Raw genomic sequence first — 25,046 nt, 5'->3', positions numbered from 1 at the left:
TTTTTTGTTTTTATAACGTATTTCAATTAACAAAAGATACTAATTTTAATGTTAGACAGATTATCAGGGGGGACTATTATGTTTAATAAACGAATCCCAAAAATAGGAGGCATCTTTTTTTTGATTTGCTCATGTTTTCTATTTGTTGGCTGTTCGGAAGAAAATCCAGAACACCAAGAAGTAGTTATTTCATCAGAAGATAAAAATATAGAAGCTGTTCAAGCTGTTCTTGAATCAGAATTTACGGTTCCGAACGAAGAGTATTTGGTTATTGTCAAAAATATCGAAAAAAAAATGACTGACATAGGAAGCCGCACACCTGAAGCGAATGAAGTAAATGGAGTTGAAGAGTCGGGAGTCTCAGACGAATGGCGTGCCTATGAGGACTTAGTGAAAAAAGTGTATGGACCTTACTTTATGGATTATGCTTTTGATAATCTTATTTCTAGTAATATTGCTTTTAATTATCATTATGGATATTTAGGATTTGACGCAAATATTCGATACAAAATGAAAGTTAGCGATATACAAATAACTAAAAGTGATAATATTAACACACCCAAGTTTTATGACTTTACTGCTCAGGTAGAATATACGAATAGTGCAGGTGAAGTTTCTCAACACGAAGTAAAAGGGGCGGCAATTCTTTCTGAACCAGGGAAAATTGGGAAGTTTGAAATACGGGATGATGGTGGTTTAGGGCAACAAGGGCAGTAAACCAACAATAACAACAAAAAGGACCTAAACAGGTCCTTTTCCTATATCGAAAATATTTGATCCATTGCTTCCGTTTGTTCCTGGTGGTTAAGCGCTATAAGTAAAGCAAGTCGTGCTTTTTGCCCGTTTAAACCGTGTGCAAAAATGACACCTGCTTGCTTTAATCCTTTCCCGCCACCTACATAACCATAAACGTCTTGTGCAATTCCGTTAAAACATCTAGAAACGAGAACAATTGGTATTTCCTTTTGCAAAATTTCTTCAATTGTCGAAACTAGGCTTGGCGGAACATTTCCTTGTCCTAATCCTTCTAAAACGATACCATCATACCCTAAATGTACAGTCGCTTTTAACAAATCTGGGTCCATGCCTGCATATACTTTAAACAATGCAACGTTTTTTTCCACAGTCGAAATCGGGAAAATCGCTCGTTTGATAGGTGCATGATGGAAATGTACGACCGATTTCGAAATAAACCCAATTGGTCCATATTGAGGACTTTGAAAAGTGCTTACATTGCTGGAGTGCGTTTTTGTCACGTTGACTGCAGTGTGTATTTCATCGTTTAAAACGACTATTACGCCTTTCCCCTTAGCATCGTCTGCTATAGCAACTTTCACCGCGGACAATAAATTATAAAGTCCGTCTGATCCGACTTCATTAGATGAACGCATTGCGCCAGTTAATACAATTGGAATGGCAGTATCAACTGTTAAATCTAGAAAATATGCTGTCTCTTCTAATGTATCTGTTCCATGTGTGATGACAACCCCATCAATATGCTGCTCAGACATGGTTTGTTCAATAATTTCTTTTAAAATAAGCATTTCTTTCGGTGTAATATGTGGAGAAGGAAGATTAAATGCTTCCTTTTCAATAATTGTTGCATACTCCATTAATTTTCCTGCCTCAATCGTTAATGGATTACTATCAGTAGGGACGACTGCGCCCGTTTCTGCCTGCATTTGCATAGAAATAGTTCCGCCGGTGTGTATAAGTAAAATTGTTTTCAAAAGTCTACCTCCGTTATTTTACAAATAATCGAAATTTTAATGTATAATGAGAATAATGATTTGGAAGGAGTAACGATATGTTTATACTACTTTCCGTTGCAATTGCTCCTGCACTTGCATTATTAAGCTATTTTTATTTGCGCAAAGATATTGCAAAAGAGCCTTCAAGATTATTGTTACATACATTTATCTACGGTGCTATCATAACTTTCCCAATATTATTTATACAACATGTTATTCAAGAAGAACAAGTATTTACTTCTCTTTTTTTGCATCATGCGATAGCTACAAGTGCGCTTGAGGAATTTTTCAAATGGCTTATTTTAATTGTAGCAATTTACAAACATGTTGAATTTGATGATCCATATGATGGAATATTATATGGGGCAAGTGTTTCACTAGGCTTTGCAACGGTTGAAAATATTTTATATTTATTAAACTTTGGGATGGATGAAGCATTTTTACGTGCACTTCTACCTGTTTCTAGTCACGCGCTATTTGGGGTAGTTATGGGGTACTACTTAGGAAGAGCGAAGTTTTCTGCTTCCAATCAAGCGAAGTATGAAGTTTTTTATGCTTTTATTGCCCCGTTTATTTTGCATATTACTTATAATAGTATATTGATTATTAAAGGGGTAGATTTGTTATTAATAGCTCCTTTTATGTTGTTTTTATGGTTGTTCGGTTTATCAAAAGTAAAAAAAGCGCATATTTTATCTCGTAAAAGAAGATTTGAGCAACATGAATATTTTGTAGAGAAAGAAATCTAGCCTAGTGCTAGATTTTTTTTGTATATTTAGGAACATTTTATCCAAGCTATGAAAAAGGAGCGATGTCATTTGAAACAAATAAAATACATCCTTATTAGCTTAATATGTATAGCAGGAAGTTATTCGTTTTTAAATCAGGAAGAGACTACGATGGCTTTTTCAACACAAGTATTAGAGCGTGGTGCATTTGGAGATGATGTAATTGAACTTCAGTCAAGGCTGCAATACATTGGATATTATACGAGTGAGATAGACGGGAAATTTGGATATAGTACGTATTGGGCCTTGAGGATTTTTCAAGAAAAATATGGGTTGCCAATAGACGGGATGCTTGGTGAAAAAACAAAAGCTGCACTTGTGAAAGCATCGAAATTCAACAAAGAATTCGTTCATGAGCAAATAAAAAAAGGAAATAGTTTTACACATTACGGGGGTAAAAGCTTAGAAGAGCAAGTAAAAAATAAAAAACCGGAAAGCGCAAATATGCAACTTCCACCGCAATACTCTGAAAAAGATTTAGCACTAATCGCCAATGCCGTATATGGAGAAGCAAGGGGAGAACCATATGAAGGACAAGTGGCGGTAGCTGCAGTTATTTTAAATAGAGTGGAGCATCCTGATTTTCCTAATACAGTTAGCGAAGTGATATTCCAACCATTAGCATTTACAGCAGTAGCAGATGGTCAAATATGGTTAACGCCAAATGAAAGAGCAAAAGAAGCCGTACTAGACGCTCTGAATGGATGGGACCCAACGGAAAATGCTATTTATTATTTTAATCCTGACACGGCAACGAGTAAATGGATTTGGTCACGCCCGCAAATTAAAAAAATCGGACAGCATATTTTTTGTTCATAAGGAGATAACATGAAAAAGTTTATATGGATATTTGCCTCTACTGTCGCTGTTGTATTCCTTGTGTATCATTTTTCCATTCAAAATAAAAATACTCGGTTAGAAAACGCATTAGCTGTCCAATATTCCAATCAATTAACATCTGCATCTGAAAAGCTTGTGAAGCTAAGTGACTCGATAGACCAAACATTATTATTCACTGATAAAGCCGCACTGGAACAGCCTTTAGAGGATGTGTGGAGGCTATCGGCAGATGTGCGCACATCTATTTCGGCGCTACCTATAGATAGTGAAACATCAACCGTATGGATGAATTATTTAAATCGAATTGGTAACGGAGCCAATGAAGTTAGTAATGGAAAAGTGCCGATAGAAGAATGGCAAAAAAATATGACTTCGGCTCGTGACAACTTAAGGTCCTTATCCGATCAATGGGCTTTTACAAATAAAGACGGAGGAAAAAAAGATTACATCGTAACATCATTTGTGCAAAACAAAGCAAGTGCAGAAAGTGAAAAAGGATGGAAAGCACTAGGAAATTCTGTGAAAGCATATACGGAAAGTGATTTTCCGATGACTGCAAGTGAGATGGATCAACAAAAAAAGAAAGACTTAAAAAATATCGAGGATTCTGAAGTAAATGAAGAGCAAGTCAAACAAAAGTTTTTTGAATTATTTCCAGAGTTAAAAAATGCAAAACTGCATATAACAGAAAGCTCTAAAACTGCTCCCTATCCTTTTTATCATATCCAGTTTCATGAAGGAATTCGAATTGGATACGCTGATTTCACTAAAAAAGGTGGACATTTACTCTCGTACCTAATGGAAAGACCATTTGACAAAACGACGATTAGTATAGAAAAAATGAAAGAAAAAACAACAGGATATTTGAAAGCCTTTGGTTATACCGATACAGAAATGGTTGATTATAGAGAAAATACAATTGCTTGGCATATAGCTTTAGCGAAAAAAGATGCTGAATATGATGCATTAGTTTATGCGGATGGCATTCAGATGAAAATTGCGAAAGACAATGGTGAATTACTTGGGTTAAATGCAATGGAGTATATTCAAAAAGAAAAAATTGGCGCACAAAAAGTAGTTCCGATAGATTATGCTGAAATGTTTTCACCTAATTTTTCAATCGAGGAAGAAAAGTTAGCGTTTGTGGAAAATAAACAGTTGGAACAACGACTTGCCTATCAAATTTTGACAAGAAACGATTCAATAGGCACATATAAAATTTATATTGATACGGAAAGTCATGAAATTTTACATGCGGAAAAACTCCCATAATAATTTTTTTGTATAGAAATAGGGCTGAACTAATGTCATAATAAACTTATTATGACATTAGGTGAGGTGTTCAGCTTGAGTATTAAAGTAGGAACCATTTTAACACTGGAACCGAGCTATTCAGAAAAGGTAGAGAAATATCGTTGTAAAGTTGTCGATACAGATGATACTTCCATTTTTATTGATTATCCAATAGATTCTATTACGAATAAAACTGTTTTTTTAATGGACGGCTCCCAACTTAGAGCTTCTTTTTATGAACATACAAGCGCTGCTTTTGCTTTTCCAACAGAAGTATTAGGAAAGAAAAAAGGTCAAATTCCAATGATTAGACTTTCTTACCCTGGTAAAGAAGAGCTTATTAGAATTCAGCGTCGTGACTTTGTTCGAGTAATGGCAGCTGTCGATGTTTCGATTCAATTTGAAGACGATAAATATCAATTTGTTGCTGACGATATTAGTGCGGGCGGAATGGCAGTTATTTTAAACAAAAAAATTAAGTTTAAAGATGGCGATACTATTTCATTGTTAATACCTTTAGCGTTTAATAATGGAGATATTAAGTATGTTACGACGACTGCCCATGTTATTCGGATTTTTGAAAAATCCGAGCAACATATTGCCTCGATTCAATTTACAGATACGGATGATTTAGACAAGCAGCTGATTGTTAGATATTGTTTTGAACGTCAATTAATGTTAAGAAAAAAAGGGTTGAACTAAAGTCTGTTTATACAGGCTTTTTTTCAAAGAGTAAGCATATAAAAATGTATTATGAATATTGGATTTACTGTGCATTTGGAGAGTAAGGGAGTATAGGAATGAAGTGGATTTCGTTACAAGCGGACGCGTAGCATGGGCACAGCTTCAATCTCCTCGTCGCAAAAAGACAACATATGCTCCCGCGGTTACTCATCGCAGAAAACATCCGCTATTCCCGCTGGTGTCGCCGCTTTTCACTACATCCATCTTGTTTATGGGAGTGTACTCATGTTCTTTTTACTTTAGCTCTTTCATGTAAGAAGAAAAAAAGTTCATCAACACTTTTAGTTATAAATAGACTGACAATTTTCGTGTGAAGTAAATTTGTCATCTACTTCAACCTTTATGTCCGAATGTAGAAGTGTCACTTTCTAATAACCTACAAAGTGCCGCCAAAATTGTATCTTTGGCGGCCTGTAAAGTAGATAGAATCGACTTGTTTCTTCTATTGCCAAAAGTATTTAATCACTTGGCACGGCAGTTTCTGGAGAGTGAAAGGTGAACATTTACCATACGATGACCGAAGGAAAAGCTTGTTGGAAGGGGCATAGCCACTTTCAACAAGCTTTAAATATTTTACCGTTCATCGTATAGCCCAATGGGAAGCCTGTAGCGAGCTAGAAACCAGGAAGCTAAGATTTAATAGACCGAGCATCTTTTTTGCCCTGTTATTCGTATGCGGAAAAGCTACTTAGAAACAGGCATTTACACATTTCTTATGATAAAATAAATTGGAATAGAGTGGAGGCTACAAAATGACAAAACAAATACAAATAGCAATCGACGGTCCAGCAGCGGCTGGTAAAAGCACAATTGCTAAAAAAACAGCAGAATTACTTGGCTATACATATGTAGATACAGGAGCAATGTATCGTGCAATCACGTATAAAGCAATCCAATTAAACATAAATTTGCAAGACGGTGAAAAGCTAACAAATTTATTAGAACAAACTACAATTGAGTTAAAACCGTCAGCAACTGGACAACTAGTTTATTTGGATGGAGTAGAAGTAACCGAGCAAATTCGTTCTACACAAGTTACTTCTTCTGTTTCTGAAGTAGCAGCACATGCTAATTTAAGAACAGAAATGGTCAAGAGACAAATTGAAATGGGTAAAGACGGAAGCATTGTCATGGATGGCCGTGATATTGGAACGCATGTATTAATAAATGCGGAGTTAAAAATCTTCATGTCTGCTAGTGTAGAAGAAAGAGCGAACAGAAGATTACTAGACAATCAACAAAGAGGAATCAAAACAAGTTTAGAAACGCTAATAGAAGAAATTTCACTTCGAGATAAAATGGATAGTGAGAGAGAAGCTTCCCCATTAATACAAGCAGAAGATGCGATTTTTATCGATACAACATCCCTTACAATTGAAGAAGTATCAGAGAAAATTATGCAGCTTGCAAAAGAAAGGATCGCCTAATATGAACTTATATTCCTTTGCGAAATCAGTTGTTTTTACTGCACTTAAACCTATTTACCGTTTTGAGGTAATTGGAACAGAAAAATTTCCGAAAGAAGGAGGAATTTTATTATGTTCCAACCATATCCATGCATTAGATCCTCCAGTAGTTGGTATTAATGCACCAAGACCAGTAAATTTCATGGCAAAAGAAGAACTATTTAATATGCCTATTTTAAAAAATCTACTACCAGGTTTAAATGCATTTCCAGTAAAAAGAGGGATGAGTGATCGAGATGCACTTCGACGTGCCATTAAATTATTAAAAGACGGCGAAGTTGTTGGGTTATTTCCAGAGGGTACGAGAAGTAAGGACGGGACACTTGGAAAAGGTTTTTCTGGAGCTGGTTTCTTTGCTTTAAGAGGAGAGGCGAATGTCGTTCCTTGTGCGATTATTGGGCCCTACAAGCCATTTAAAAAGCTTAAAGTTGTATATGGGGATGCCATTGATATGCAGCCTTATCGTGATCGAAGAGCGTCTACAGAAGAAGTGACGGAAGTAATTATGCAACATATTGCGCAGTTACTAGAACAGTATAAAACTGAAAAATAAATCTTTTTCCAATTTTAAAGGGCTTCCTTTTGTATTTCTTGGCTAATTCGCATAAAATAGATAATGAGACGCTGTGAAGGAGGATATCATATGTCAGAGGAAATGAACTTACAAGAAACACATGAGTTTCAAGAAGGAGAACTGGTGAAAGCGACGGTTGTACAAGTAGATGAAAAATCAGCAATCGTTACAATTAAAGGTGCACCTTTTGATGGCATAGTTCCGATAAGTGAACTATCTAGCCTGCATATTGAAAAAGCATCCGACGCCGTTTCCATCGGTGATGAATTAGAGCTAATGATTACAAAGGTTGAGGAAACAAATTATGTCCTCTCTAAACGTAAAGTAGATGCTGAAAATGCATGGGGGCAGTTAGAACAGCAGTTCCAATCTGGTGAAATTATCGAAACAGAAGTAAAAGAAGTTGTAAAAGGTGGATTAGTCGTTGATTTAGGAGTGCGTGGATTTATTCCTGCTTCGTTAATTGAGGACCATTTTGTTGAATCTTTTGAAGACTATAAAGGCAAAGTATTGGCTTTTAAAATTGTCGAACTAGAAAAAGATAAAAATCGTTTAATTCTTTCTCATAAGGCAGTTGTAGAAGGCAAAAAAGCAGTAAGTAAACAAAAAACACTTGAAAATATTTATAGTGGAGATATTTTAATCGGAACGGTTCAACGCATCGCTTCTTTTGGAGCTTTCGTGGATATTGGTGGAGTGGATGGATTGGTTCATATTTCCCAAATTTCTCATGATCGCATTGAAAATGTGAATGACGTTATTTCAGAAGGACAAGAAGTAAAAGTGAAAGTGCTTTCTGTTGATCGAGATGCAGAAAGAATATCCTTATCAATCAAAGATACTTTACCTGGACCATGGGAGCAACTAGAAGAAAAAGTTTCGAAAGGCTCTGTATTAACGGGCGTTGTAAAACGTATCGTATCTTACGGAACATTTGTGGAAGTTTTCCCAGGAGTGGAAGGGTTAGTTCATATTTCCCAAATTGCACATAAGCATATTGCATCGCCACATGAAGTACTTAAAGATGGCCAAGAAGTACAAGTGAAAGTGTTGGAAGTAAGCAGTGCTGAAAAACGATTGTCTCTAAGCATTAAAGATTTAGTTGAAAATGAAGATGACTATAACTTAGAAGATTATCAAATACCGGAAGAATCGAAAGGCTTTTCGATAAGTGATGTACTCGGAGACAAGTTGAAAGATTTTTCGTTTGAAAAATAATAAATGAACTTCAAGAAGAGCAGGCAGCCCATAAATGTTGCCTGCTTTCATAATGTTAGAAAACTTTTTAGTCTATTTTGTTGTATAATACAACATAGACGAAGTTGGAAGGATGAAAAAGTATGACAAAACCAGTAGTAGCAATCGTTGGTAGACCGAATGTCGGCAAATCAACTATATTTAATCGAATCGTAGGAGAGCGTGTATCGATTGTAGAAGATATTCCAGGTATTACACGTGATCGTATATATAGCTCAGCAGATTGGCTTACACATGAGTTTAATATTATCGATACAGGTGGTATTGAGCTTAGTGACGAGCCATTCCTAGAACAGATTAAACAACAAGCAGAAATCGCAATGGACGAAGCGGATGTTATTATATTTTTGACAAATGGACGTGAAGGCATTACGAGTGCGGATGAATATGTCGCAAAAATTTTATACAAAACAAAGAAACCGATTGTTTTAGCAGTAAATAAAATTGATAACCCAGACATGAAAGAAATGATTTATGACTTTTATTCACTAGGTATGGGCGAGCCGTTCCCAATTTCCGGATCTCATGGTCTAGGTCTTGGGGACTTATTGGATGAAGTTGCTAAAAACTTCCCTGAGTTAGATGAACATGAATACGATGAAGAAGTGATTAAGTTTTCTTTAATCGGACGACCGAACGTAGGGAAATCTTCCATTATTAATGCTTTTTTAGGGCACGAACGCGTTATCGTAAGTGATATTGCTGGTACAACAAGAGATGCAATTGATACAGAGTATACTTTCGACGAACAAGAATATGTCATGATCGATACTGCTGGAATGCGTAAAAAAGGGAAAGTGTATGAAACAACGGAGAAATATAGTGTTCTACGGGCACTTAAGGCTATTGAACGCTCGGACGTTGTTTTAGTCGTGCTAAATGCAGAAGAAGGAATTCAAGAACAAGATAAGAAAATTGCTGGTTATGCACATGAAGCAGGAAAAGCAGTTATTATTGTTATGAATAAATGGGATGCTATAGAAAAAGATGATAAAACGATGAATGAAATGACGAAATCCATTCGTGAGCATTTCCAGTTCTTAGACTATGCACCGATCATTTTTGTTTCGGCTAAAACGAAACAACGTGTACATGCAATTCTTCCGATTATTAACAAAGTAAGTGAAAACCATTCACTTCGTGTACAATCAGCTACCTTGAATGAAGTTATTGAAGATTCAGTAGCACGTAATCCTGCTCCGACAGATAAAGGAAAACGATTACGCATTTACTATGCAACACAAGTGGCGATTAAACCACCAACATTCGTTGTATTTGTAAACGAAGCAGAAATGATGCATTTCTCTTATGAACGATTTTTAGAAAATCGCATTAGAGAATCATTTGACTTTGAAGGAACACCTATTCGAATTATTACTCGCACGAGAACTTAATGATTCGTGTTTAAAGGGGCGTAATTTAATGGAGAAAATAACTGTACTCGGGGCTGGTAGTTGGGGAACAGCACTTGCAATGGTGCTTGCAGGCAATAACCACGACTGCCTCCTTTGGTCACACAGAGAAAACCAAGCTTTAGAAATCAATGATAACCACACAAATAAAAAGTATTTACCGGACACACTATTACCGAGTAATTTAAAAGCAACTAGTGATTTTGAACAAGCGATAAAACACGCTTCTACAATTATTATTGCAGTACCAACAAAAGCGATACGTGGAGTTTGTCAGGACATGAAGGACTTACTCGTGGAGAAGAAATTAATTGTCCATGTGTCAAAAGGAATTGAACCGGACTCTTTAAAACGTATATCTGAAATGATTTCAGATGAGCTTCCTGCAAATGGAGTAGGTGCGATTGTTGTATTATCTGGTCCAAGCCATGCAGAAGAAGTTGTACTACAATATCCTACAACGATTACTGCAGCAAGCGAAAACTTAGACGCGGCTAAAAAAGTCCAAGATCTATTTATGAACAATTACTTCCGTGTCTATACAAATGATGATGTAATCGGTGTAGAGATTGGTGCAGCACTTAAAAATGTTATTGCACTTGGAGCAGGTATAGTTGACGGTCTCGGTTACGGTGATAATGCAAAAGCAGCACTTATTACAAGAGGGCTTGCGGAAATATCAAGACTTGGTATTAGTCTTGGAGCGGAAGCATACACATTCTTTGGTTTAACTGGAATGGGCGATTTAATCGTTACTTGTACGAGCGTGCATTCTAGAAACTGGAGAGCGGGTAATATGCTCGGAAAAGGTGCTTCACTGGATACTGTTTTAGAAGAAATGGGCATGGTTGTAGAAGGTGTTCGCACGACGAAGGCAGCTCATCAGCTTGCTAAAAGACAACAAGTCGATATGCCAATTACGGAAGCTTTGTATTCGGTTTTATTTGAAAACGAGAATCCGAAAGATGCTGTTGATATTTTAATGCTACGAACAAAGAAACATGAGTTAGAGGATTATAAAACGTTCTAAAATTGTCACACAAAAAAGAGTTGTATGAAAAACAACTCTTTTTTGATATGATATACTTTTTTATTAGAGTAGAAGGGTGGGATACTTATGTCATCAATGGATAAAATGTGGGTTTCATTTGCATCAATGGGCTTTCTGTTTATTGCTATGGGGCTCATGTATTTAGTGAAAAATAAGCTCAAAAATCGATTTTTAAAATTTATTTTAGGCTTAGTAGCATACATATTGTTATTTTTAGGATTTATCACGATGGTCTATATTATCTTTAATCCAACAAAAGCTTAGTAAGGAGAATAAGATGAATAAAATGAAATTTATAATTAGTTTAATGTTAGTCGTATTAGTATTGGCAGGTTGTAATTATAAAAGTGGACAACAACCAGAAAATTTACTGCCATATGAAGATCAGTTAGCTATGATGCAAACTGCAGTAGATAGTTTTAGAGAAAGTTCTGGTGGCTTACTACCAATTAAAACTCGTGATATCGAAACAGATCAATACATTAAATATCCAATAGATTTCAAAAAAGTAGTTCCCGCTTATATTGGGAAAGCTCCTGCCAATTCGTATGAAGCAGGTGGGATTTATCAATATGTTCTAATGGACGTGGAGGAAAATCCGACTGTAAAGCTAGTAGATTTACGAATTGCGGATACTTTAAGAGGAATTAATTACCGTAAAGGGATTAATGGTTATGGGCCAGTTGCAGAAATAATTGCAGAAGGCGTATATAAGCTCGATTATAAAAAGATGGGGTATAAAAACGAATTGTCTGTTCAAAGTCCTTATTCGGACACTCAGTTGCCTTTAGTGGCAACTGGGGACGGTAAAGTGTATGTCGATTATTCGATTGAGCTAAATCGCATGCTTATGGAGAGCGATTTGGACATTAAACCTGGCGAAGATATTCGCTTTTTATTGACGGATAATTTTGCAATTGTACCGGCATATTCATTGCCATATACAGTAAATGAAAAAAATGAGCCAGTATTTATGCTTGAAAAATAAATCTATTTATTAAATCCCTGTGCATTTTTACAGGGATTTTTTGATTGGTTTTTTTCAAAGGAATCCGTTTCATGCGCGATGCATGAAACGTTTTTTGCGTGCATATATTAGATTGCGAAGAAAGGAGAGTATCCATGTCGAATCAACTTTACGAACAAATAGCAGAACGAACTAATGGAGATGTGTATATTGGTATAGTAGGGCCTGTGAGAGTAGGTAAATCAACTTTTGTTAAACGAGTAATGGAGTTAGTAGTCATTCCTAATATTAAAGAGGAAGCAGAAAGAGTTCGAGCACAAGATGAACTTCCTCAAAGCTCCCCAGGGAATGTCATTATGACTGCTGAACCAAAATTTGTTCCTGCACATGGAACAAATATTTATGTTGGAGAAGAACAGCTTCGTTTACAAATTCGATTAGTCGATTGCGTTGGATACATGATTGACGGTATAAAAACGCACTCTGGAGAAGATGAACAAAAATTAGTCCATACACCTTGGCATAACGAAGCCATCCCGTTCGAAGAAGCAGCAAGAATTGGAACAGATAAAGTTATTCGTGACCACTCAACAATTGGTATTGTCGTAACGACTGACGGAACAGTTAATAATATCCCTCGAAAAGCAGTTGAAAATGCGGAGCAACAAATTATCGAACAGTTAAAAGATATCGGAAAACCATTTGTCATTGTACTAAATAGTAAACTGCCAGGACATGAAAATACGGTCCAATTACGTGACTCCTTGCAAGAGCAGCACGGAGTACCAGTTATTGCAGTAGCGATTGATCGTATGACTGCGGAGGAAATTCAATACATACTCCAACAGGCACTTTATGAATTTCCGATAACTGATATCGAATTAGTCAAACCAGACTGGACAGACGTATTAGAACCAGATCATTTCGTGAATACTGCAATTACGTCCTCCTTGCAAGAATGGTTGCAATTAGTGTCAAAAATGAAAGATGTAAAAGAGCTAGCCTCTAGATTTAAACAAGTTCCTTTCATCCAATCTGCCGAAGTTGTGGAGGCCAACCCTGGTAAAGGATCTGCTTGTATTCAAATTGGATTGAAACCAGAAGTATTTCAAGAAGTATGTGATGAATGGCTGGAAGAGCCAATTCAATCAAAAAAAGATTGGCTTTTATTTGTAAAAGAGGCTTCGACTGCTAAAAAAGCATACAATAAATTTTCTGATGCATTAGAAGCAGCGAAAACCCATGGTTATGGGGTATCCTTACCAACGCTTCAAGATTTTCAACCATCGGCACCAGAAATTATTAAACAAAATAATTTTTATGGTGTTAGTTTAAAAGCAAAAGCCGCATCGCTTCATATTATTCGAGTTGATATGGAAGCGGAATTTTCGCCATTGCTTGGTTCGGAATTTCATAGTCAACAACTTTTAAAAGACTTAAAACATGGTTATTTACATGACCGAGATGCTTTATGGCAAACACAAGTTTTTGGCACTTCATTGGTCGAGGTGATGAAGGAAAGTTTACGCTATAAAACAGAAAGTGTTTCTGGAGTTGCGAAAAAAAGAATGCGTGAAACGATTGAACGAATGGTGAATGAAGGCGATAGAGGCATGGTTACTTTTATATTATAAATATGCAACGGGGCTTCTCGCATCTATGCGAAAAGTCCCGTTTTTTCATTAAACGCCATTTTTTTTGCCTAAAGTTTATAAAACACGTACAAATAGTGTTGCTAAGGCTTTTTGGTTGTGATACTCTTTTTACAGGATTGAAGCTATCTTCCTTTGAGAGGAGGTGAATGGTATGAATAAAACAGAACTAGTTAACTCTGTTGCAGAAGCTACAGAACTTTCTAAAAAAGATGCTTCTAAAGCTGTTGAAGCTGTATTTGAATCAATTCAAACTGCTCTTGCAGATGGTGAAAAAGTTCAATTAATCGGTTTTGGTAACTTTGAAGTTCGTGAACGTGCTGCACGTAAAGGACGTAACCCACAAACAGGTTTAGAAATCGACATCGCTGCTAGCAAAGTACCTGCTTTTAAACCAGGTAAAGCACTTAAAGATGCAGTAAAATAAACAGATGTTTGTAGTACATAGAACGGCTATTGTGGAGCCTAGCTTCACGATAGCCGTTCTTTTCAATTGATGAAATGTAAGGATACATAGATGAAAGTTATTTCTTAAAGTAGTATCGTATGCTAAGATGCTATTGACATAATATGAGTTTGGTTTATTGGGAGGTTTACAGATGACAAATGTTAATCTAAAAAAAATAGAAGAAGCTGTCAAAATGATTCTGGAAGCTGTAGGTGAGGACCCATCAAGAGAAGGATTACTCGATACGCCGAAAAGAGTTTCTAAAATGTATGCAGAAATGTTCGAAGGATTGCATCAAGATCCAAAAGAATATTTTAAAACAGTATTTAACGAAGATCATGAAGAGCTTGTTCTTGTAAAGGATATTTCTTTTCATTCGATGTGTGAACATCACCTAGTCCCTTTTTACGGCAAAGCACATGTAGCTTACATCCCACGGGATGGAGTAGTAACTGGTTTAAGCAAGTTAGCAAGAGCAGTAGAAACAACTGCGAGACGACCGCAACTCCAAGAAAGAATTACATCAACTATTGCAGATGACATAATGGAAATGTTGAATCCTCATGGAGTATACGTTGTAATTGAGGCAGAGCATATGTGCATGACAATGCGAGGTATTAAAAAACCAGGTGCCAAAACAATTACAGCAGTAGCGAGAGGGATTTTAGAAACAGACGAAGTAAAACGTTCTGAAATATTATCTTTTATCCAGATGAAGTAACTGTTTTGGATGAATAGGTAAGAATATGGTATGATAAAAAAAGGCTGTGAACAAAGGAGACTATATAATGTCTAGTTCAGATTTTATTGTGATAAAAGCAGAAGAAGATGGTGTCCATGTAATCGGTTTAACACGTGGGACAGACACTAAATTTCATCATTCTGAAAAGCTTGATACTGGAGAAGTTATGATAGCGCAATTTACAGAGCATACTTCCGCTATGAAAATTAGAGGGAAAGCAGCTATCCATACTGCAAACGGCGTTGTTCAAAGTGAATCGAAAAAATAATGATAACTGCTCAAAAATGAACGAAATATAAAAGATTAACTGCAGTTTGGAAATGGAGTAAAGTGTATGAACGAAGCATTCATCAAACAACATGTAGAGCAATACAAAGAGAATACTTTCATGCAAATTCAACAACACACTTTGCTAAAATACACGGGCTATCCAGTTGTAGATGAAGATCGCTTGTTCTTTACACTATTGCCTTTATTCAATGGTGAGGAATGGAATGAGTCGATAAAAGTTTCGACAATTGCCGTGTCCCTCATTTACACTGCTCTTGCGGCACATGAATTAGTAAGGGAAGACAATGCAACATCAAGAGAGCAACAATTGCAAGTGCTCGCTGGTGATTACTATAGTGGTCGATATTATCAATTGCTTGCTAAAGAAAATAAGATTGATCTCATCAAACTATTATCTAGTGGCGTAACAGCCGTTACCGAAAAAAAATCGTTATTTTATGATAAACAAGTATATACATTGGAACAGCTCGTTCAGTCAATTCAAATCATTGAAAGCAAACCAATCGAACAATTCCTTGAATATTACACATTCCACGAGTATGTGTTTATGATGAAAGAAGCATTATTGCTCGTATCTTTGAAAAAAGAGTTGATGGCTTATGAAAAAAATGAACATAGTTTTTACTTAAGCAAATCGAACGTGCTTCAATCGAACATAAATGCTCTCCAATTAGAAGTAGAGAAAATGGAGCAAGCATTTGAGCAAGATATACGTTCCTCTGAATTACTAAAAGAACCTGTAAAAAATGCCATTTTAGAGCGAGTGAATGTCTATTCGTTGGAAAAGCAGTTGAGAGAAGGGTAAATTGTGGAAAAGTCAAAAGAACAGCATGTACATGAAGTATTTGAAAAAATTTCAGACAACTATGATTCGATGAATTCGGTCATTAGTTTTCAACAACATAAAACATGGCGCAAAGATACAATGAAAGCGATGAATGTTCAAAAAGGCGATAAAGCTTTAGACGTTTGTTGCGGTACTGCTGATTGGACGATTGCAATTGCGCAGGAAACAGGGGAATCTGGCAAAGTAGTTGGCTTAGATTTTAGTCAAAATATGTTGAATGTTGGCAAAGAGAAAGTGAAACATATTTCTCAAATTGAGTTAATACAAGGTAATGCAATGGAATTACCTTTTGAAGATAATTCATTTGATTTTGTTACGATTGGTTTCGGTCTTCGAAATGTTCCGAACTACAAACAAGTGTTACAAGAAATGAACCGTGTTGTGAAGCCAGGTGGAATGGTTGTTTGCTTAGAAACTTCACATCCAGACTCTAAATTATTCAACGGCGTATTTCGTTTTTATTTCCGATTTATCATGCCGGTTTTTGGAAAACTATTTGCGAAAAGTTATAAAGAGTATTCATGGCTACAGGAATCTGCTAAAGATTTTCCAAATAGAGCTGAATTAACTAAACTTTTTGAAGAAGTAGGATTAGTGAATGTTAAGAGCAAGCCATACAGTGGTGGAGCAGCTGCAAGACATATTGGACGTAAAAAAGATATTTAAGTGGGAGAAGGTTTGTATCTGTGGATAAGATGAAGTTGAAATTACTTTATTCCGATTTAAAATCGGATTTAGATATCATCGAAAAAGAACTTGCAACAGCGGTGAATTCTTCATCTCACTTATTGAATGAAGCTTCTCTTCATTTACTTCTTGCTGGAGGAAAGCGAATTCGACCTGTTTTTGTATTGCTTGCAGCGAAGTTTGGAAACTATTCGATTGAATCTTTAAAAAATGTCGCTGTTCCTTTGGAGCTCATTCATATGGCCTCCCTTGTACATGATGATGTAATTGATGATGCAGACACTAGGCGTGGAAGAAAAACGGTCAAAGCTCAGCAAAACAATAGAGTCGCAATGTATACTGGTGATTTTCTTTTTGCAAGGGCGATTGAATACATAACAACATTACAAAATACATATGCACATGAAGTATTATCACATACGATGGTTGAACTTTGTATTGGTGAAATTATACAAATCGAAGATAAGCGTATGTTAGATCAAACAGTTCGAGATTATTTAAGACGAATAAAAAGAAAAACCGCTATATTAATATCTGCGAGCTGTGAGCTTGGGGCAATTGCTTCTGGAGCCGATGAAAAAACAACGAGACATCTGAAGAATTTTGGTTACTATGTTGGTATGTCTTTTCAAATTATAGACGATATTTTAGACATTACTTCGACAGATGAACAGTTAGGGAAGCCAGCAGGAAGCGACTTAATGCAAGGAAATATTACATTGCCTGTATTGTTTGTGAAAAATGATCCCGCTATTTCTCCTTTATTGACAGAAATGATTGCAGGAAATAACACGGACGAAATGATGCAAAAGTTGTTAGTTGAACTAAGAAATTCGGATGGGATTAAGCGCGCAAAACAAATAAGTAATATGTATTTGGAGAAAGCGCTAAATGAAGTAAAGCAATTACCTGCCCATTCTGCTAAAAAATCGTTACAAAATATCGCGTTGTTTATGAGTAAGCGTAAGTTTTAATTGAAAATACCGCGCCATAGTGATACTATTTTTAACGGTAGAGAAATTAGACCATATATATATTTGAGGAGTGTTAATGATGGAAAAAACATTTTTAATGGTAAAGCCTGATGGCGTACAACGTAACCTAATCGGTGAAATCGTAGGTCGTTTTGAGAAAAAAGGATTCCAATTAGTTGGAGCAAAATTAATGCAAATTCCAGCTGAATTAGCTGAACAACATTATGGCGAGCATAAAGAACGCCCATTCTTCGGAGAATTAGTAGAATTCATCACTTCTGGACCAGTTTTTGCAATGGTTTGGGAAGGTGAAAATGTTATTTCAACAGCTCGTCTTATGATGGGTGCTACAAATCCAAAGGAGTCTGCTCCAGGAACAATCCGTGGTGATTTCGCAGTAACTGTTGGTAAAAACATTATTCATGGTTCTGATGCACCTGAAAGCGCTGAGCGTGAAATTGGTTTATTCTTCAAAGAAGAAGAGCTAGTTGCTTATGCGAAAGATGCTAACAACTGGGTTAACTAATTCAAATAAAAGACAGTCTTGTGTTTATACACGAGGCTGTCTTTTTTTGTGGAGATATACTATGTTCACATGTCACGCCTGTTGATTAACCATTTTTTTTAATTTCGTATTTCCGTTTGTTTTCTACATAAAGTGCGTTGTTTCCGCTGGGATCTCGGCTACAGGGGTGGACGCTTTCCGCGGGCGTTGCCTCAGCCGCTTCCTTCGCATGCGCTCAGTCCAGGGTCTTCGACTAACACTTTTCCCGCCGGAGTCGCCACCCCTTTCTCTCCAATCTAATGGAGAATGCTCCTGCGGTTACTCGTCGCAAAAAGAATGCTCCTGCGGTTACTCGTCGCAAAAAAGAATGCGCCTTATTTAGAATTGAAAATGAACGGTAAATGAGAAGCTAAAAGTATGTAATAAGTGCAAATTGCAAATTCTTCGTTACTTGGAAGATCGACTATCATACATTTTATAAATGGGCTGCCATGATTACTAACCTATATTAATAGCGAAACACTTGTCGCCTACACAGCAAAGGTATAGTAGCTGTTCGTTAAGAAGGTCTTTTTTGCTCGACATAGAAGTATGATCGTTTCTCCTTGCAAAAATAGGGCATTCATTCTAGCTAAGTAACCTGCCCTAATGGATTGAAGCGAAAAGGAGGCGACTCCAGTGGGATTAAGCGGGACAGGTGAGACCCCGCAGAGGAGCGACCGAAGAGGCTCACGGCCCCCCCACGGAAAGCGTCCTCTCTGCAGCGAAAATCCCAGCGGAAACTACCAATAAGACACACTTTATCAAAAGTACGAATGAGGACGTAATGCAAGTCGAAAACGAGTGTTTTAGTATTAAAGGGTATTAGTTTTTTTCCTATTAGCACAAATTTTTAAGAAATAGGATAATCAACAGACCTGTTCACATATACCTCCCATCTTCGTATATCTTAAATGTTCTGAATACGATATACTATACTTAGGAATCTTGAAAGGATAGATGTCACATGCCAGATTACATAAAATTTGTAGAATCGATAAAGAGAAAAACCGGTATTGATCTTGCAGCTTACAAAGAAGCGCAAATGAGACGTCGACTTACTTCATTATACGAAAAAAAAGGATACAAAAACTTTGTTGATTTTTTCGGAGCATTAGATAATGATCGTGACCTAATGAATGAATTTTTGGATAGAATGACAATCAATGTATCAGAATTTTACCGTAACGGAAAGCGTTGGGAAGTTTTACAAAACAAAATATTTCCGAAACTATTAGCAGAAAATAAAAAATTAAAAATATGGAGTGCAGCATGTTCGACTGGAGAAGAGCCATATACAACTGCCATGGTTTTGTCGAATCATGTACCACTTACACAAGTGTCTATCAATGCAACTGACTTAGATGAAAATGCTATTTCACGTGCAAAGGTAGGTATATATCCTGAAAGATCATTAGCAGAAGTTCCAAGTGATATGAAGAAAAAGTACTTTGAAGAACAAGGACAATTTTATAAAGTAGATGAAGCTATTAAAAAGACGGTTACTTTCAAAAAACATAATTTATTAAAAGATACATACGACAAAAACTATGACTTAATCATTTGTCGAAATGTGATGATTTATTTTACAGAGGAAGCGAAAGACCAAATCTATCAAAGCTTTAGCGATTCACTACGCCCAGGAGGTATTTTGTTTGTAGGTAGTACCGAGCAAATATTTAATCCGGGTAAATATGGTTTTGATACCGAAGACACATTTTTTTATCGGAAAAAATAAACTATGAAACTGTCCAGTAACAATCGGACAGTTTTCTTTTTAGCTCTATACTTTGAATAAAAATTTTGATATAGTGTATTAAATACTTTAGCGAGTTGAAGGGAGAAAGTATCATGCGTTATTTAACAGCAGGTGAGTCTCATGGACCACAATTAACAGCAATTATTGAAGGGTTACCAGCCCAATTAGAAATTACAGGTGAACATATAAACAAAGAGTTGAAGCGTCGACAAGGCGGCCATGGCCGTGGAAGAAGAATGCAAATTGAAACAGATACAGTGGCAATTACAGCGGGTGTTCGCCACGGGAAAACATTAGGCTCTCCAGTATGCCTTGTCGTAAACAATGATGATTGGAAGCATTGGACGAATATTATGGGAATTGAGCCTCTAGGGGAGGAAGTAGACCCAGAGGATATTAAAAGGCAAATAACAAGACCACGTCCGGGGCATGCAGATTTAGTTGGAGGCATGAAGTACGGTCATCGTGATTTACGTAATGTACTAGAACGCTCTTCAGCGAGAGAAACGACTGTGCGAGTTGCAGTAGGGGCAGTAGCGAAACAACTGTTAAAGCAATTAGGGATTTCGGTTGTTGCACATGTGACGAAAATCGGTGGAATTGAAGCAGATTTAAGCTTAACAACTGGAAAAACAGTAGAAGAAATTAGAAACATTGTAGAAGAGGATCCAGTATATTGTTTAGATTCAGAAGCTTCTGCCAAAATGGTTACAGCAATTGACGAAGCGAAAAAAGCTGGAGATACAATTGGTGGTGTTGTAGAAGTAATCGTTGAAGGTATGCCGGCGGGAGTAGGTAGTTATGTTCATTACGACCGAAAACTAGATGGTAAACTTGCAATGGCTATGATGAGTATTAATGCGTTTAAAGGTGTCGAGGTTGGATTAGGGTTTGAAATGGCTAATTTATTTGGCAGCCAAGTGCATGACCAAATTTCTTGGAATGAAGAAACTGGATATACGCGTGATACAAATCGTCTAGGTGGTTTAGAAGGCGGTATGTCAACAGGAATGCCAATTGTTGTAAGAGGGGTAATGAAACCAATTCCAACACTTTATAAACCTTTACAAAGTGTAGATATTGATACGAAAGAGCCTTTCAAAGCAAGTATTGAACGTTCTGATAGTTGTGCGGTGCCAGCAGCATCTGTAGTTGCAGAAGCAGTTATTGCTTGGGAAGTTGCAGCGGCTGTATTAGATACGTTTAATGGAGATCAAATCGAGCTATTAAAAGCGGAAGTAGAAAGACATAGAGCTTACACAAAGGGGTTTTAACAAAATGATTATTCCAGTTAAAACAACAACTGCCTCGTATGAAGTCCATTTAGGGGAAAATATATTAAGTGAGTTTTGTCATAGAATTTCGGAGAAAATGAAAAAAGCGGATCAAATTGTCGTTGTTACGGATGAGCATGTTTGGAGCTTGCACGAAACGTATTTTCGAGAAAATTTTTCATTACCTTTCAAAATGTATGTTGTTCCTAATGGGGAAGCATGTAAAACGTTTGAATCTTATTTTCAAGTTCAAACGTTTTTATTGCAAGAGAATTGTTCACGCAATTCAGTCTTGCTTGCGTTAGGGGGAGGGGCTGTAGGAGATTTAACAGGTTTCGTTGCTGCTACATTTATGCGAGGGATTCCTTTTTATCAAATTCCAACAACCATTTTAGCACATGATAGCGCAGTTGGTGGAAAGACAGCGATCAATCATCCAAATGGAAAAAATATGATAGGTGCTTTTTATCAGCCGTCAGAAGTATTATATGATTTTCATTTTTTAGCAACATTGCCAGTAGAAGAAGTGCGCTCTGGTATGGCGGAAGTAATCAAACATGCCATTATAAGCGATCGTAACTGGTTTCAGGAGTTTTATTCTTTAACGAGTATTGAAACAATACAAAAAGATGAATTGCTCGTTTGGTTAGAAAAAGGAATTCGAGTGAAGGCACATATTGTAGAGTTAGATGAAACAGAGCAATCGTATAGAAAATATTTAAATTTTGGTCATACATATGGTCATGCAATCGAAGCATCTATTGGTTATGGCAAAATTACGCATGGGGAAGCAGTAATGATTGGTATGATTCCTGCGTTAATGTTAAGTGAAATTCATGGGGAATTAGAATCTTCATCTGCCTTTCAACTGTATACACTTGCACAAAAGCTTGGATACAATTTTCAACATGTACTTGCTTGCGATTTCAATGAATTAGCAAGCTTCATGTTAAAAGATAAAAAAACGACTAACGGAGAGCTTCATTTTGCTTTACTTCAAAAAATCGGAGAGCCGTTTGTCAAAACGATTTCGATGGAAGAAGTACAAAAATGTGATGAGGAATTTAGGAAGTGGATTGAGGAGGGGCAGTAAGTGATAAGAGGCATAAGAGGGGCAACAACAGTAACAGAAGATTCGAATGAGCAAGTGTTGAAGGAAACGGAAAGACTTGCTTTAGAAATGGTAAAAGCAAATGGGATTGACCCAGAATATGTTGCTTCTGTCATTATATCGACGACAACGGATATTTCTTCCGCCTTTCCAGCAAGAGCGGTTAGAAGTATAGAAGGATGGTCGTACGTTCCGGTTATGTGTACACATGAAATGAATGTACCAGGCTCTTTAGAAAAATGTATTCGACTATTAATGCATGTAAATACGGATAAAAACCAACAAGATATCCAACATATATACTTAAATAATGCTGTGCAACTACGACCTGATTTAATCAAATAATGGAGAGAAACGAGGAGCTTTAGGATGAAATTCAAAAAACAAATTGCAGGTTTACAAGCGTATCAGCCAGGAAAAACAATGGATGAAGTAAAGAAAATGTTTAATCTAGATCAAGTGATAAAACTTGCTTCGAATGAAAATCCGTATGGAGCTTCTCCTAAAGTAAAAGCATATTTAACAAGTGCAAATATTAATTTTGCTCTTTATCCAGATGGCTATGCAACGGAATTACGTGCAGCAGTAGCAAGTCATGTAAATATATCTGAAAACCAATTATTATTCGGAAATGGTTCGGATGATATTATTTTAATGATTTCTAGAGCTTTATTGCAACCGACGATGAATATGGTTGCTGCGAACATTACATTCGGTCAATACAAGCATAACGCAGTTATTGAAGGCGCTGTAGTAAGAGAAGTACCTTTGGTGAACGGTGAGCATGATTTAGATAAAATGTATGAAGCAATAGATGAAAATACAGCTGTCGTATGGATTTGTAACCCGAATAATCCGACTGGTACACTAACGCCAAGTCAAGCGATTAAAAAGTTTGTAGAGAAAGCTCCAAGCGATGTATTAATCGTTTTAGACGAAGCGTATACGGAATACATAACGGATGAATCGTACGAAGATTCCATTGGGCTTTTAGAAAAGCATCCAAATGTTTTAATCCTTCGTACATTCTCGAAAGCGTATGGTTTAGCAAGCTTCCGTGTAGGCTATGCAATTGGTTCGGAAGAAGTAATCGGTCAGTTAGAGCCAACACGTGAACCATTTAACAATACATTGCTAAGCCAAAATGTAGCAATCATCGGTTTAGAAGATCAAGCGTTTATTCAGCAATGTAAAGTTCAAAATAACGCTGGGAAGAAGCAATTTGAGGCATATTGCGAAGCGCGTAATCTAGATTATTATCCTTCTCAAGCAAACTTCATTTTAATGGAAGTGAAAGCTGATAGTGATGTGGTATTCCAAGGGCTGATGAAGCGTGGGTTTATCGTCCGTAGCGGAAATGCTCTAGGTACGCCTGGATATCTTCGAATTACGATTGGTACGGAAGAACAAAATACTGCTTTATTGCAAAAATTAGATGAAGTTTTACAAGAGGAAGGCGTACTGTAATGAATCGGACCGTACTTATTATAGGGCTTGGGCTTATTGGAGGCTCTTTAGCACTTGGCTTAAAGCGTAATGCAGATGTGTCGATTATTGGGTTTGATGCGGATATCCATACAGTTCGAACGGCGAAAAGAATCGGAGTCATTGATGAAATGGCGATCCATACGAAAGATGCCGCGGAACTTGCAGATGTAATTGTGTTCGCAACTCCTGTGAATGAAACAATTCGATTAATGGATGAAATGTCTAACTGGCAGTTAAAAAACGATGTCATTGTGACAGATACTGGTAGTACAAAAAAAGAAATTATGAAAGCTGCCGAGAAGTTAAGAGAACTCGGCATTACATTCATCGGCGGACATCCAATGGCCGGCTCTCATAAAAGTGGAGTCGAAGCAGCGCGTTCTCATCTATTTGAAAATGCGTATTATATGCTTACTCCATTTCCAAATGAAAATAAAAAAGAAGCGAAAATTCTTTCCGACCTTTTGGAAGTTACGAAAGCAAAAATTGTACAAGTAAATGCAGAAGAGCATGATCATATGACTGCTGTTGTAAGTCATTTCCCTCATCTAGTCGCTGCATCTCTCGTGCATCAACTGGCTGGAGAAAATGAGCGGTTTCCATTTACGAGGCAGCTAGCAGCGGGTGGATTTCGTGATTTAACAAGAATTGCATCTGCAAATCCAATTATGTGGCGAGATATTACCGTTCAAAACAGACAAGAATTGAGCAATCAGCTTCAAGTTTGGACAAATGAAATGATAAACCTTCAAAATCTATTGCTCCATGCAGATGAAAAAGAAATAGAAAGTTATTTTTCGACTGCAAAACAAATTCGAGATGACTTACCAATAACTGCGCAGGGTGCAATGTTCACCGTGTACGATTTATACATAGACGTACCGGACTATGCAGGGGTCATTGCGGAAGTGATTGGCTATTTAGCAAAAGATAATATTAGTATTACAAACTTACGAATTGTGGAAACACGAGAAGATATATTTGGTATTTTAGTTATTAGTTTTCAAACAATGGATGATCGAGCGCGAGGCGTTCAATGTATAGCTAATAATACGACTTTTGAAACATATATTTCTTAAGGGAGGA

The 25,046-nt window shown here is 36.7% G+C and carries 27 protein-coding genes; 26 read left to right on the top strand and 1 reads right to left on the bottom strand.

Annotation, left to right across the window (positions count from 1 at the left end; translation table 11 throughout):
* Positions 1-78: 78 nt before the first annotated feature.
* The gene (locus RUH95_RS01310) at positions 79-717 is read left to right on the top strand and encodes a hypothetical protein (RefSeq protein WP_313891008.1); all 639 of its coding nucleotides are present in this window, start codon (positions 79-81) and stop codon (positions 715-717) included.
* Positions 718-758: 41 nt separating this feature from the next.
* On the opposite strand, the gene RUH95_RS01305 is transcribed toward RUH95_RS01310, so the two are convergent.
* Positions 759-1,730, bottom strand: coding sequence for an asparaginase (locus RUH95_RS01305; RefSeq protein WP_313891007.1), 972 nt, complete (start codon positions 1,728-1,730; stop codon positions 759-761).
* Positions 1,731-1,807: 77 nt separating this feature from the next.
* On the opposite strand from RUH95_RS01305, the gene prsW reads away from it, so the two are divergent.
* The 25 genes from prsW to RUH95_RS01180 all read left to right on the top strand — a co-directional run bounded on the left by prsW (position 1,808) and on the right by RUH95_RS01180 (position 25,039).
* Positions 1,808-2,500: a glutamic-type intramembrane protease PrsW gene (gene prsW, locus RUH95_RS01300; RefSeq protein ID WP_313891006.1), complete on the top strand. Its 693-nt coding sequence runs from the start codon at positions 1,808-1,810 to the stop codon at positions 2,498-2,500.
* 150 nt (positions 2,501-2,650) lie between these two features.
* Entirely contained in the window at positions 2,651-3,358 is a 708-nt protein-coding gene (gene sleB / locus RUH95_RS01295; protein WP_313891508.1) for a spore cortex-lytic enzyme, read from the top strand.
* 9 nt (positions 3,359-3,367) lie between these two features.
* A complete protein-coding gene (locus RUH95_RS01290) occupies positions 3,368-4,651 on the top strand; it encodes a PepSY1/2 domain-containing protein (protein WP_313891005.1) in 1,284 nt (427 codons plus the stop codon).
* A 66-nt stretch (positions 4,652-4,717) separates the two neighbouring features.
* On the top strand, positions 4,718-5,374 hold the full coding sequence (locus RUH95_RS01285; protein WP_313891507.1) for a flagellar brake protein: 657 nt from the start codon (positions 4,718-4,720) through the stop codon (positions 5,372-5,374).
* 794 nt (positions 5,375-6,168) lie between these two features.
* Positions 6,169-6,843, top strand: coding sequence for a (d)CMP kinase (gene cmk, locus RUH95_RS01280; protein WP_313891004.1), 675 nt, complete (start codon positions 6,169-6,171; stop codon positions 6,841-6,843).
* A 1-nt stretch (position 6,844) separates the two neighbouring features.
* Positions 6,845-7,435, top strand: a complete 591-nt coding sequence (locus RUH95_RS01275; protein WP_313891003.1) for a lysophospholipid acyltransferase family protein — start codon at positions 6,845-6,847, stop codon at positions 7,433-7,435.
* A gap of 90 nt (positions 7,436-7,525) precedes the next feature.
* Positions 7,526-8,674, top strand: coding sequence for a 30S ribosomal protein S1 (gene rpsA, locus RUH95_RS01270; RefSeq protein WP_313891002.1), 1,149 nt, complete (start codon positions 7,526-7,528; stop codon positions 8,672-8,674).
* Positions 8,675-8,796: 122 nt separating this feature from the next.
* Positions 8,797-10,107, top strand: a complete 1,311-nt coding sequence (der, locus tag RUH95_RS01265) for a ribosome biogenesis GTPase Der (protein WP_313891001.1) — start codon at positions 8,797-8,799, stop codon at positions 10,105-10,107.
* A 28-nt stretch (positions 10,108-10,135) separates the two neighbouring features.
* Positions 10,136-11,155 (top strand): NAD(P)H-dependent glycerol-3-phosphate dehydrogenase, encoded by a 1,020-nt coding sequence (locus RUH95_RS01260; protein ID WP_313891000.1) that lies wholly within the window; start codon positions 10,136-10,138, stop codon positions 11,153-11,155.
* An 87-nt stretch (positions 11,156-11,242) separates the two neighbouring features.
* On the top strand, positions 11,243-11,440 hold the full coding sequence (locus RUH95_RS01255; protein ID WP_313890999.1) for a DUF2768 domain-containing protein: 198 nt from the start codon (positions 11,243-11,245) through the stop codon (positions 11,438-11,440).
* A gap of 13 nt (positions 11,441-11,453) precedes the next feature.
* The gene (locus RUH95_RS01250; RefSeq protein ID WP_313890998.1) at positions 11,454-12,164 is read left to right on the top strand and encodes a hypothetical protein; all 711 of its coding nucleotides are present in this window, start codon (positions 11,454-11,456) and stop codon (positions 12,162-12,164) included.
* Between the two features lie 134 nt (positions 12,165-12,298).
* Positions 12,299-13,777, top strand: a complete 1,479-nt coding sequence (gene spoIVA / locus RUH95_RS01245; RefSeq protein ID WP_313890997.1) for a stage IV sporulation protein A — start codon at positions 12,299-12,301, stop codon at positions 13,775-13,777.
* A gap of 172 nt (positions 13,778-13,949) precedes the next feature.
* The gene (locus RUH95_RS01240; protein WP_313890996.1) at positions 13,950-14,222 is read left to right on the top strand and encodes an HU family DNA-binding protein; all 273 of its coding nucleotides are present in this window, start codon (positions 13,950-13,952) and stop codon (positions 14,220-14,222) included.
* Positions 14,223-14,394: 172 nt separating this feature from the next.
* The gene (folE, locus tag RUH95_RS01235) at positions 14,395-14,964 is read left to right on the top strand and encodes a GTP cyclohydrolase I FolE (RefSeq protein ID WP_313890995.1); all 570 of its coding nucleotides are present in this window, start codon (positions 14,395-14,397) and stop codon (positions 14,962-14,964) included.
* Positions 14,965-15,031: 67 nt separating this feature from the next.
* A complete protein-coding gene (gene mtrB / locus RUH95_RS01230; RefSeq protein WP_313890994.1) occupies positions 15,032-15,253 on the top strand; it encodes a trp RNA-binding attenuation protein MtrB in 222 nt (73 codons plus the stop codon).
* A gap of 66 nt (positions 15,254-15,319) precedes the next feature.
* On the top strand, positions 15,320-16,081 hold the full coding sequence (locus RUH95_RS01225) for a heptaprenyl diphosphate synthase component 1 (protein WP_313890993.1): 762 nt from the start codon (positions 15,320-15,322) through the stop codon (positions 16,079-16,081).
* A gap of 3 nt (positions 16,082-16,084) precedes the next feature.
* Positions 16,085-16,789, top strand: coding sequence for a demethylmenaquinone methyltransferase (locus tag RUH95_RS01220; protein WP_313890992.1), 705 nt, complete (start codon positions 16,085-16,087; stop codon positions 16,787-16,789).
* Between the two features lie 20 nt (positions 16,790-16,809).
* Positions 16,810-17,784 (top strand): heptaprenyl diphosphate synthase component II, encoded by a 975-nt coding sequence (gene hepT / locus RUH95_RS01215; RefSeq protein WP_313890991.1) that lies wholly within the window; start codon positions 16,810-16,812, stop codon positions 17,782-17,784.
* 79 nt (positions 17,785-17,863) lie between these two features.
* A complete protein-coding gene (ndk, locus tag RUH95_RS01210; protein WP_313890990.1) occupies positions 17,864-18,310 on the top strand; it encodes a nucleoside-diphosphate kinase in 447 nt (148 codons plus the stop codon).
* Between the two features lie 985 nt (positions 18,311-19,295).
* The gene (locus tag RUH95_RS01205; protein WP_313890989.1) at positions 19,296-20,066 is read left to right on the top strand and encodes a CheR family methyltransferase; all 771 of its coding nucleotides are present in this window, start codon (positions 19,296-19,298) and stop codon (positions 20,064-20,066) included.
* 113 nt (positions 20,067-20,179) lie between these two features.
* Positions 20,180-21,361 (top strand): chorismate synthase, encoded by a 1,182-nt coding sequence (gene aroC / locus RUH95_RS01200; RefSeq protein WP_313890988.1) that lies wholly within the window; start codon positions 20,180-20,182, stop codon positions 21,359-21,361.
* Positions 21,362-21,365: 4 nt separating this feature from the next.
* The gene (gene aroB, locus RUH95_RS01195; protein ID WP_313890987.1) at positions 21,366-22,454 is read left to right on the top strand and encodes a 3-dehydroquinate synthase; all 1,089 of its coding nucleotides are present in this window, start codon (positions 21,366-21,368) and stop codon (positions 22,452-22,454) included.
* Positions 22,455-22,817: a chorismate mutase gene (aroH, locus tag RUH95_RS01190; RefSeq protein ID WP_313890986.1), complete on the top strand. Its 363-nt coding sequence runs from the start codon at positions 22,455-22,457 to the stop codon at positions 22,815-22,817.
* A 24-nt stretch (positions 22,818-22,841) separates the two neighbouring features.
* On the top strand, positions 22,842-23,939 hold the full coding sequence (gene hisC / locus RUH95_RS01185) for a histidinol-phosphate transaminase (protein WP_313890985.1): 1,098 nt from the start codon (positions 22,842-22,844) through the stop codon (positions 23,937-23,939).
* Positions 23,939-25,039, top strand: a complete 1,101-nt coding sequence (locus RUH95_RS01180; RefSeq protein WP_313890984.1) for a prephenate dehydrogenase — start codon at positions 23,939-23,941, stop codon at positions 25,037-25,039. The genes hisC and RUH95_RS01180 overlap by 1 nt, the downstream gene beginning before the upstream one ends.
* The last annotated feature ends 7 nt before the right edge of the window (positions 25,040-25,046 follow it).

The sequence above is a fragment of the Psychrobacillus sp. genome, from assembly GCF_032154225.1.
Taxonomy (GTDB): domain Bacteria; phylum Bacillota; class Bacilli; order Bacillales_A; family Planococcaceae; genus Psychrobacillus.
The sequence above is the reverse complement of the archived record's forward strand: the minus strand, read 5'-3'. Positions and strand labels throughout refer to the sequence as shown.

Bases quoted from the DNA above. Each gene is read 5' to 3' on its own strand.
- folE (WP_313890995.1), top strand. From the start codon at position 14,395: ATGACAAATGTTAATCTAAAAAAAATAGAAGAAGCTGTCAAAATGATT.
- ndk (WP_313890990.1), top strand. From the start codon at position 17,864: ATGGAAAAAACATTTTTAATGGTAAAGCCTGATGGCGTACAACGTAAC.
- rpsA (WP_313891002.1), top strand. From the start codon at position 7,526: ATGTCAGAGGAAATGAACTTACAAGAAACACATGAGTTTCAAGAAGGA.
- RUH95_RS01290 (WP_313891005.1), top strand. From the start codon at position 3,368: ATGAAAAAGTTTATATGGATATTTGCCTCTACTGTCGCTGTTGTATTC.
- spoIVA (WP_313890997.1), top strand. From the start codon at position 12,299: ATGTCGAATCAACTTTACGAACAAATAGCAGAACGAACTAATGGAGAT.
- aroB (WP_313890987.1), top strand. From the start codon at position 21,366: ATGATTATTCCAGTTAAAACAACAACTGCCTCGTATGAAGTCCATTTA.
- hisC (WP_313890985.1), top strand. From the start codon at position 22,842: ATGAAATTCAAAAAACAAATTGCAGGTTTACAAGCGTATCAGCCAGGA.
- RUH95_RS01255 (WP_313890999.1), top strand. From the start codon at position 11,243: ATGTCATCAATGGATAAAATGTGGGTTTCATTTGCATCAATGGGCTTT.
- prsW (WP_313891006.1), top strand. From the start codon at position 1,808: ATGTTTATACTACTTTCCGTTGCAATTGCTCCTGCACTTGCATTATTA.
- sleB (WP_313891508.1), top strand. From the start codon at position 2,651: ATGGCTTTTTCAACACAAGTATTAGAGCGTGGTGCATTTGGAGATGAT.
- der (WP_313891001.1), top strand. From the start codon at position 8,797: ATGACAAAACCAGTAGTAGCAATCGTTGGTAGACCGAATGTCGGCAAA.
- aroC (WP_313890988.1), top strand. From the start codon at position 20,180: ATGCGTTATTTAACAGCAGGTGAGTCTCATGGACCACAATTAACAGCA.
- RUH95_RS01180 (WP_313890984.1), top strand. From the start codon at position 23,939: ATGAATCGGACCGTACTTATTATAGGGCTTGGGCTTATTGGAGGCTCT.
- RUH95_RS01275 (WP_313891003.1), top strand. From the start codon at position 6,845: ATGAACTTATATTCCTTTGCGAAATCAGTTGTTTTTACTGCACTTAAA.
- RUH95_RS01225 (WP_313890993.1), top strand. From the start codon at position 15,320: ATGAACGAAGCATTCATCAAACAACATGTAGAGCAATACAAAGAGAAT.
- RUH95_RS01260 (WP_313891000.1), top strand. From the start codon at position 10,136: ATGGAGAAAATAACTGTACTCGGGGCTGGTAGTTGGGGAACAGCACTT.
- RUH95_RS01310 (WP_313891008.1), top strand. From the start codon at position 79: ATGTTTAATAAACGAATCCCAAAAATAGGAGGCATCTTTTTTTTGATT.
- RUH95_RS01205 (WP_313890989.1), top strand. From the start codon at position 19,296: ATGCCAGATTACATAAAATTTGTAGAATCGATAAAGAGAAAAACCGGT.
- RUH95_RS01240 (WP_313890996.1), top strand. From the start codon at position 13,950: ATGAATAAAACAGAACTAGTTAACTCTGTTGCAGAAGCTACAGAACTT.
- cmk (WP_313891004.1), top strand. From the start codon at position 6,169: ATGACAAAACAAATACAAATAGCAATCGACGGTCCAGCAGCGGCTGGT.
- mtrB (WP_313890994.1), top strand. From the start codon at position 15,032: ATGTCTAGTTCAGATTTTATTGTGATAAAAGCAGAAGAAGATGGTGTC.
- RUH95_RS01250 (WP_313890998.1), top strand. From the start codon at position 11,454: ATGAATAAAATGAAATTTATAATTAGTTTAATGTTAGTCGTATTAGTA.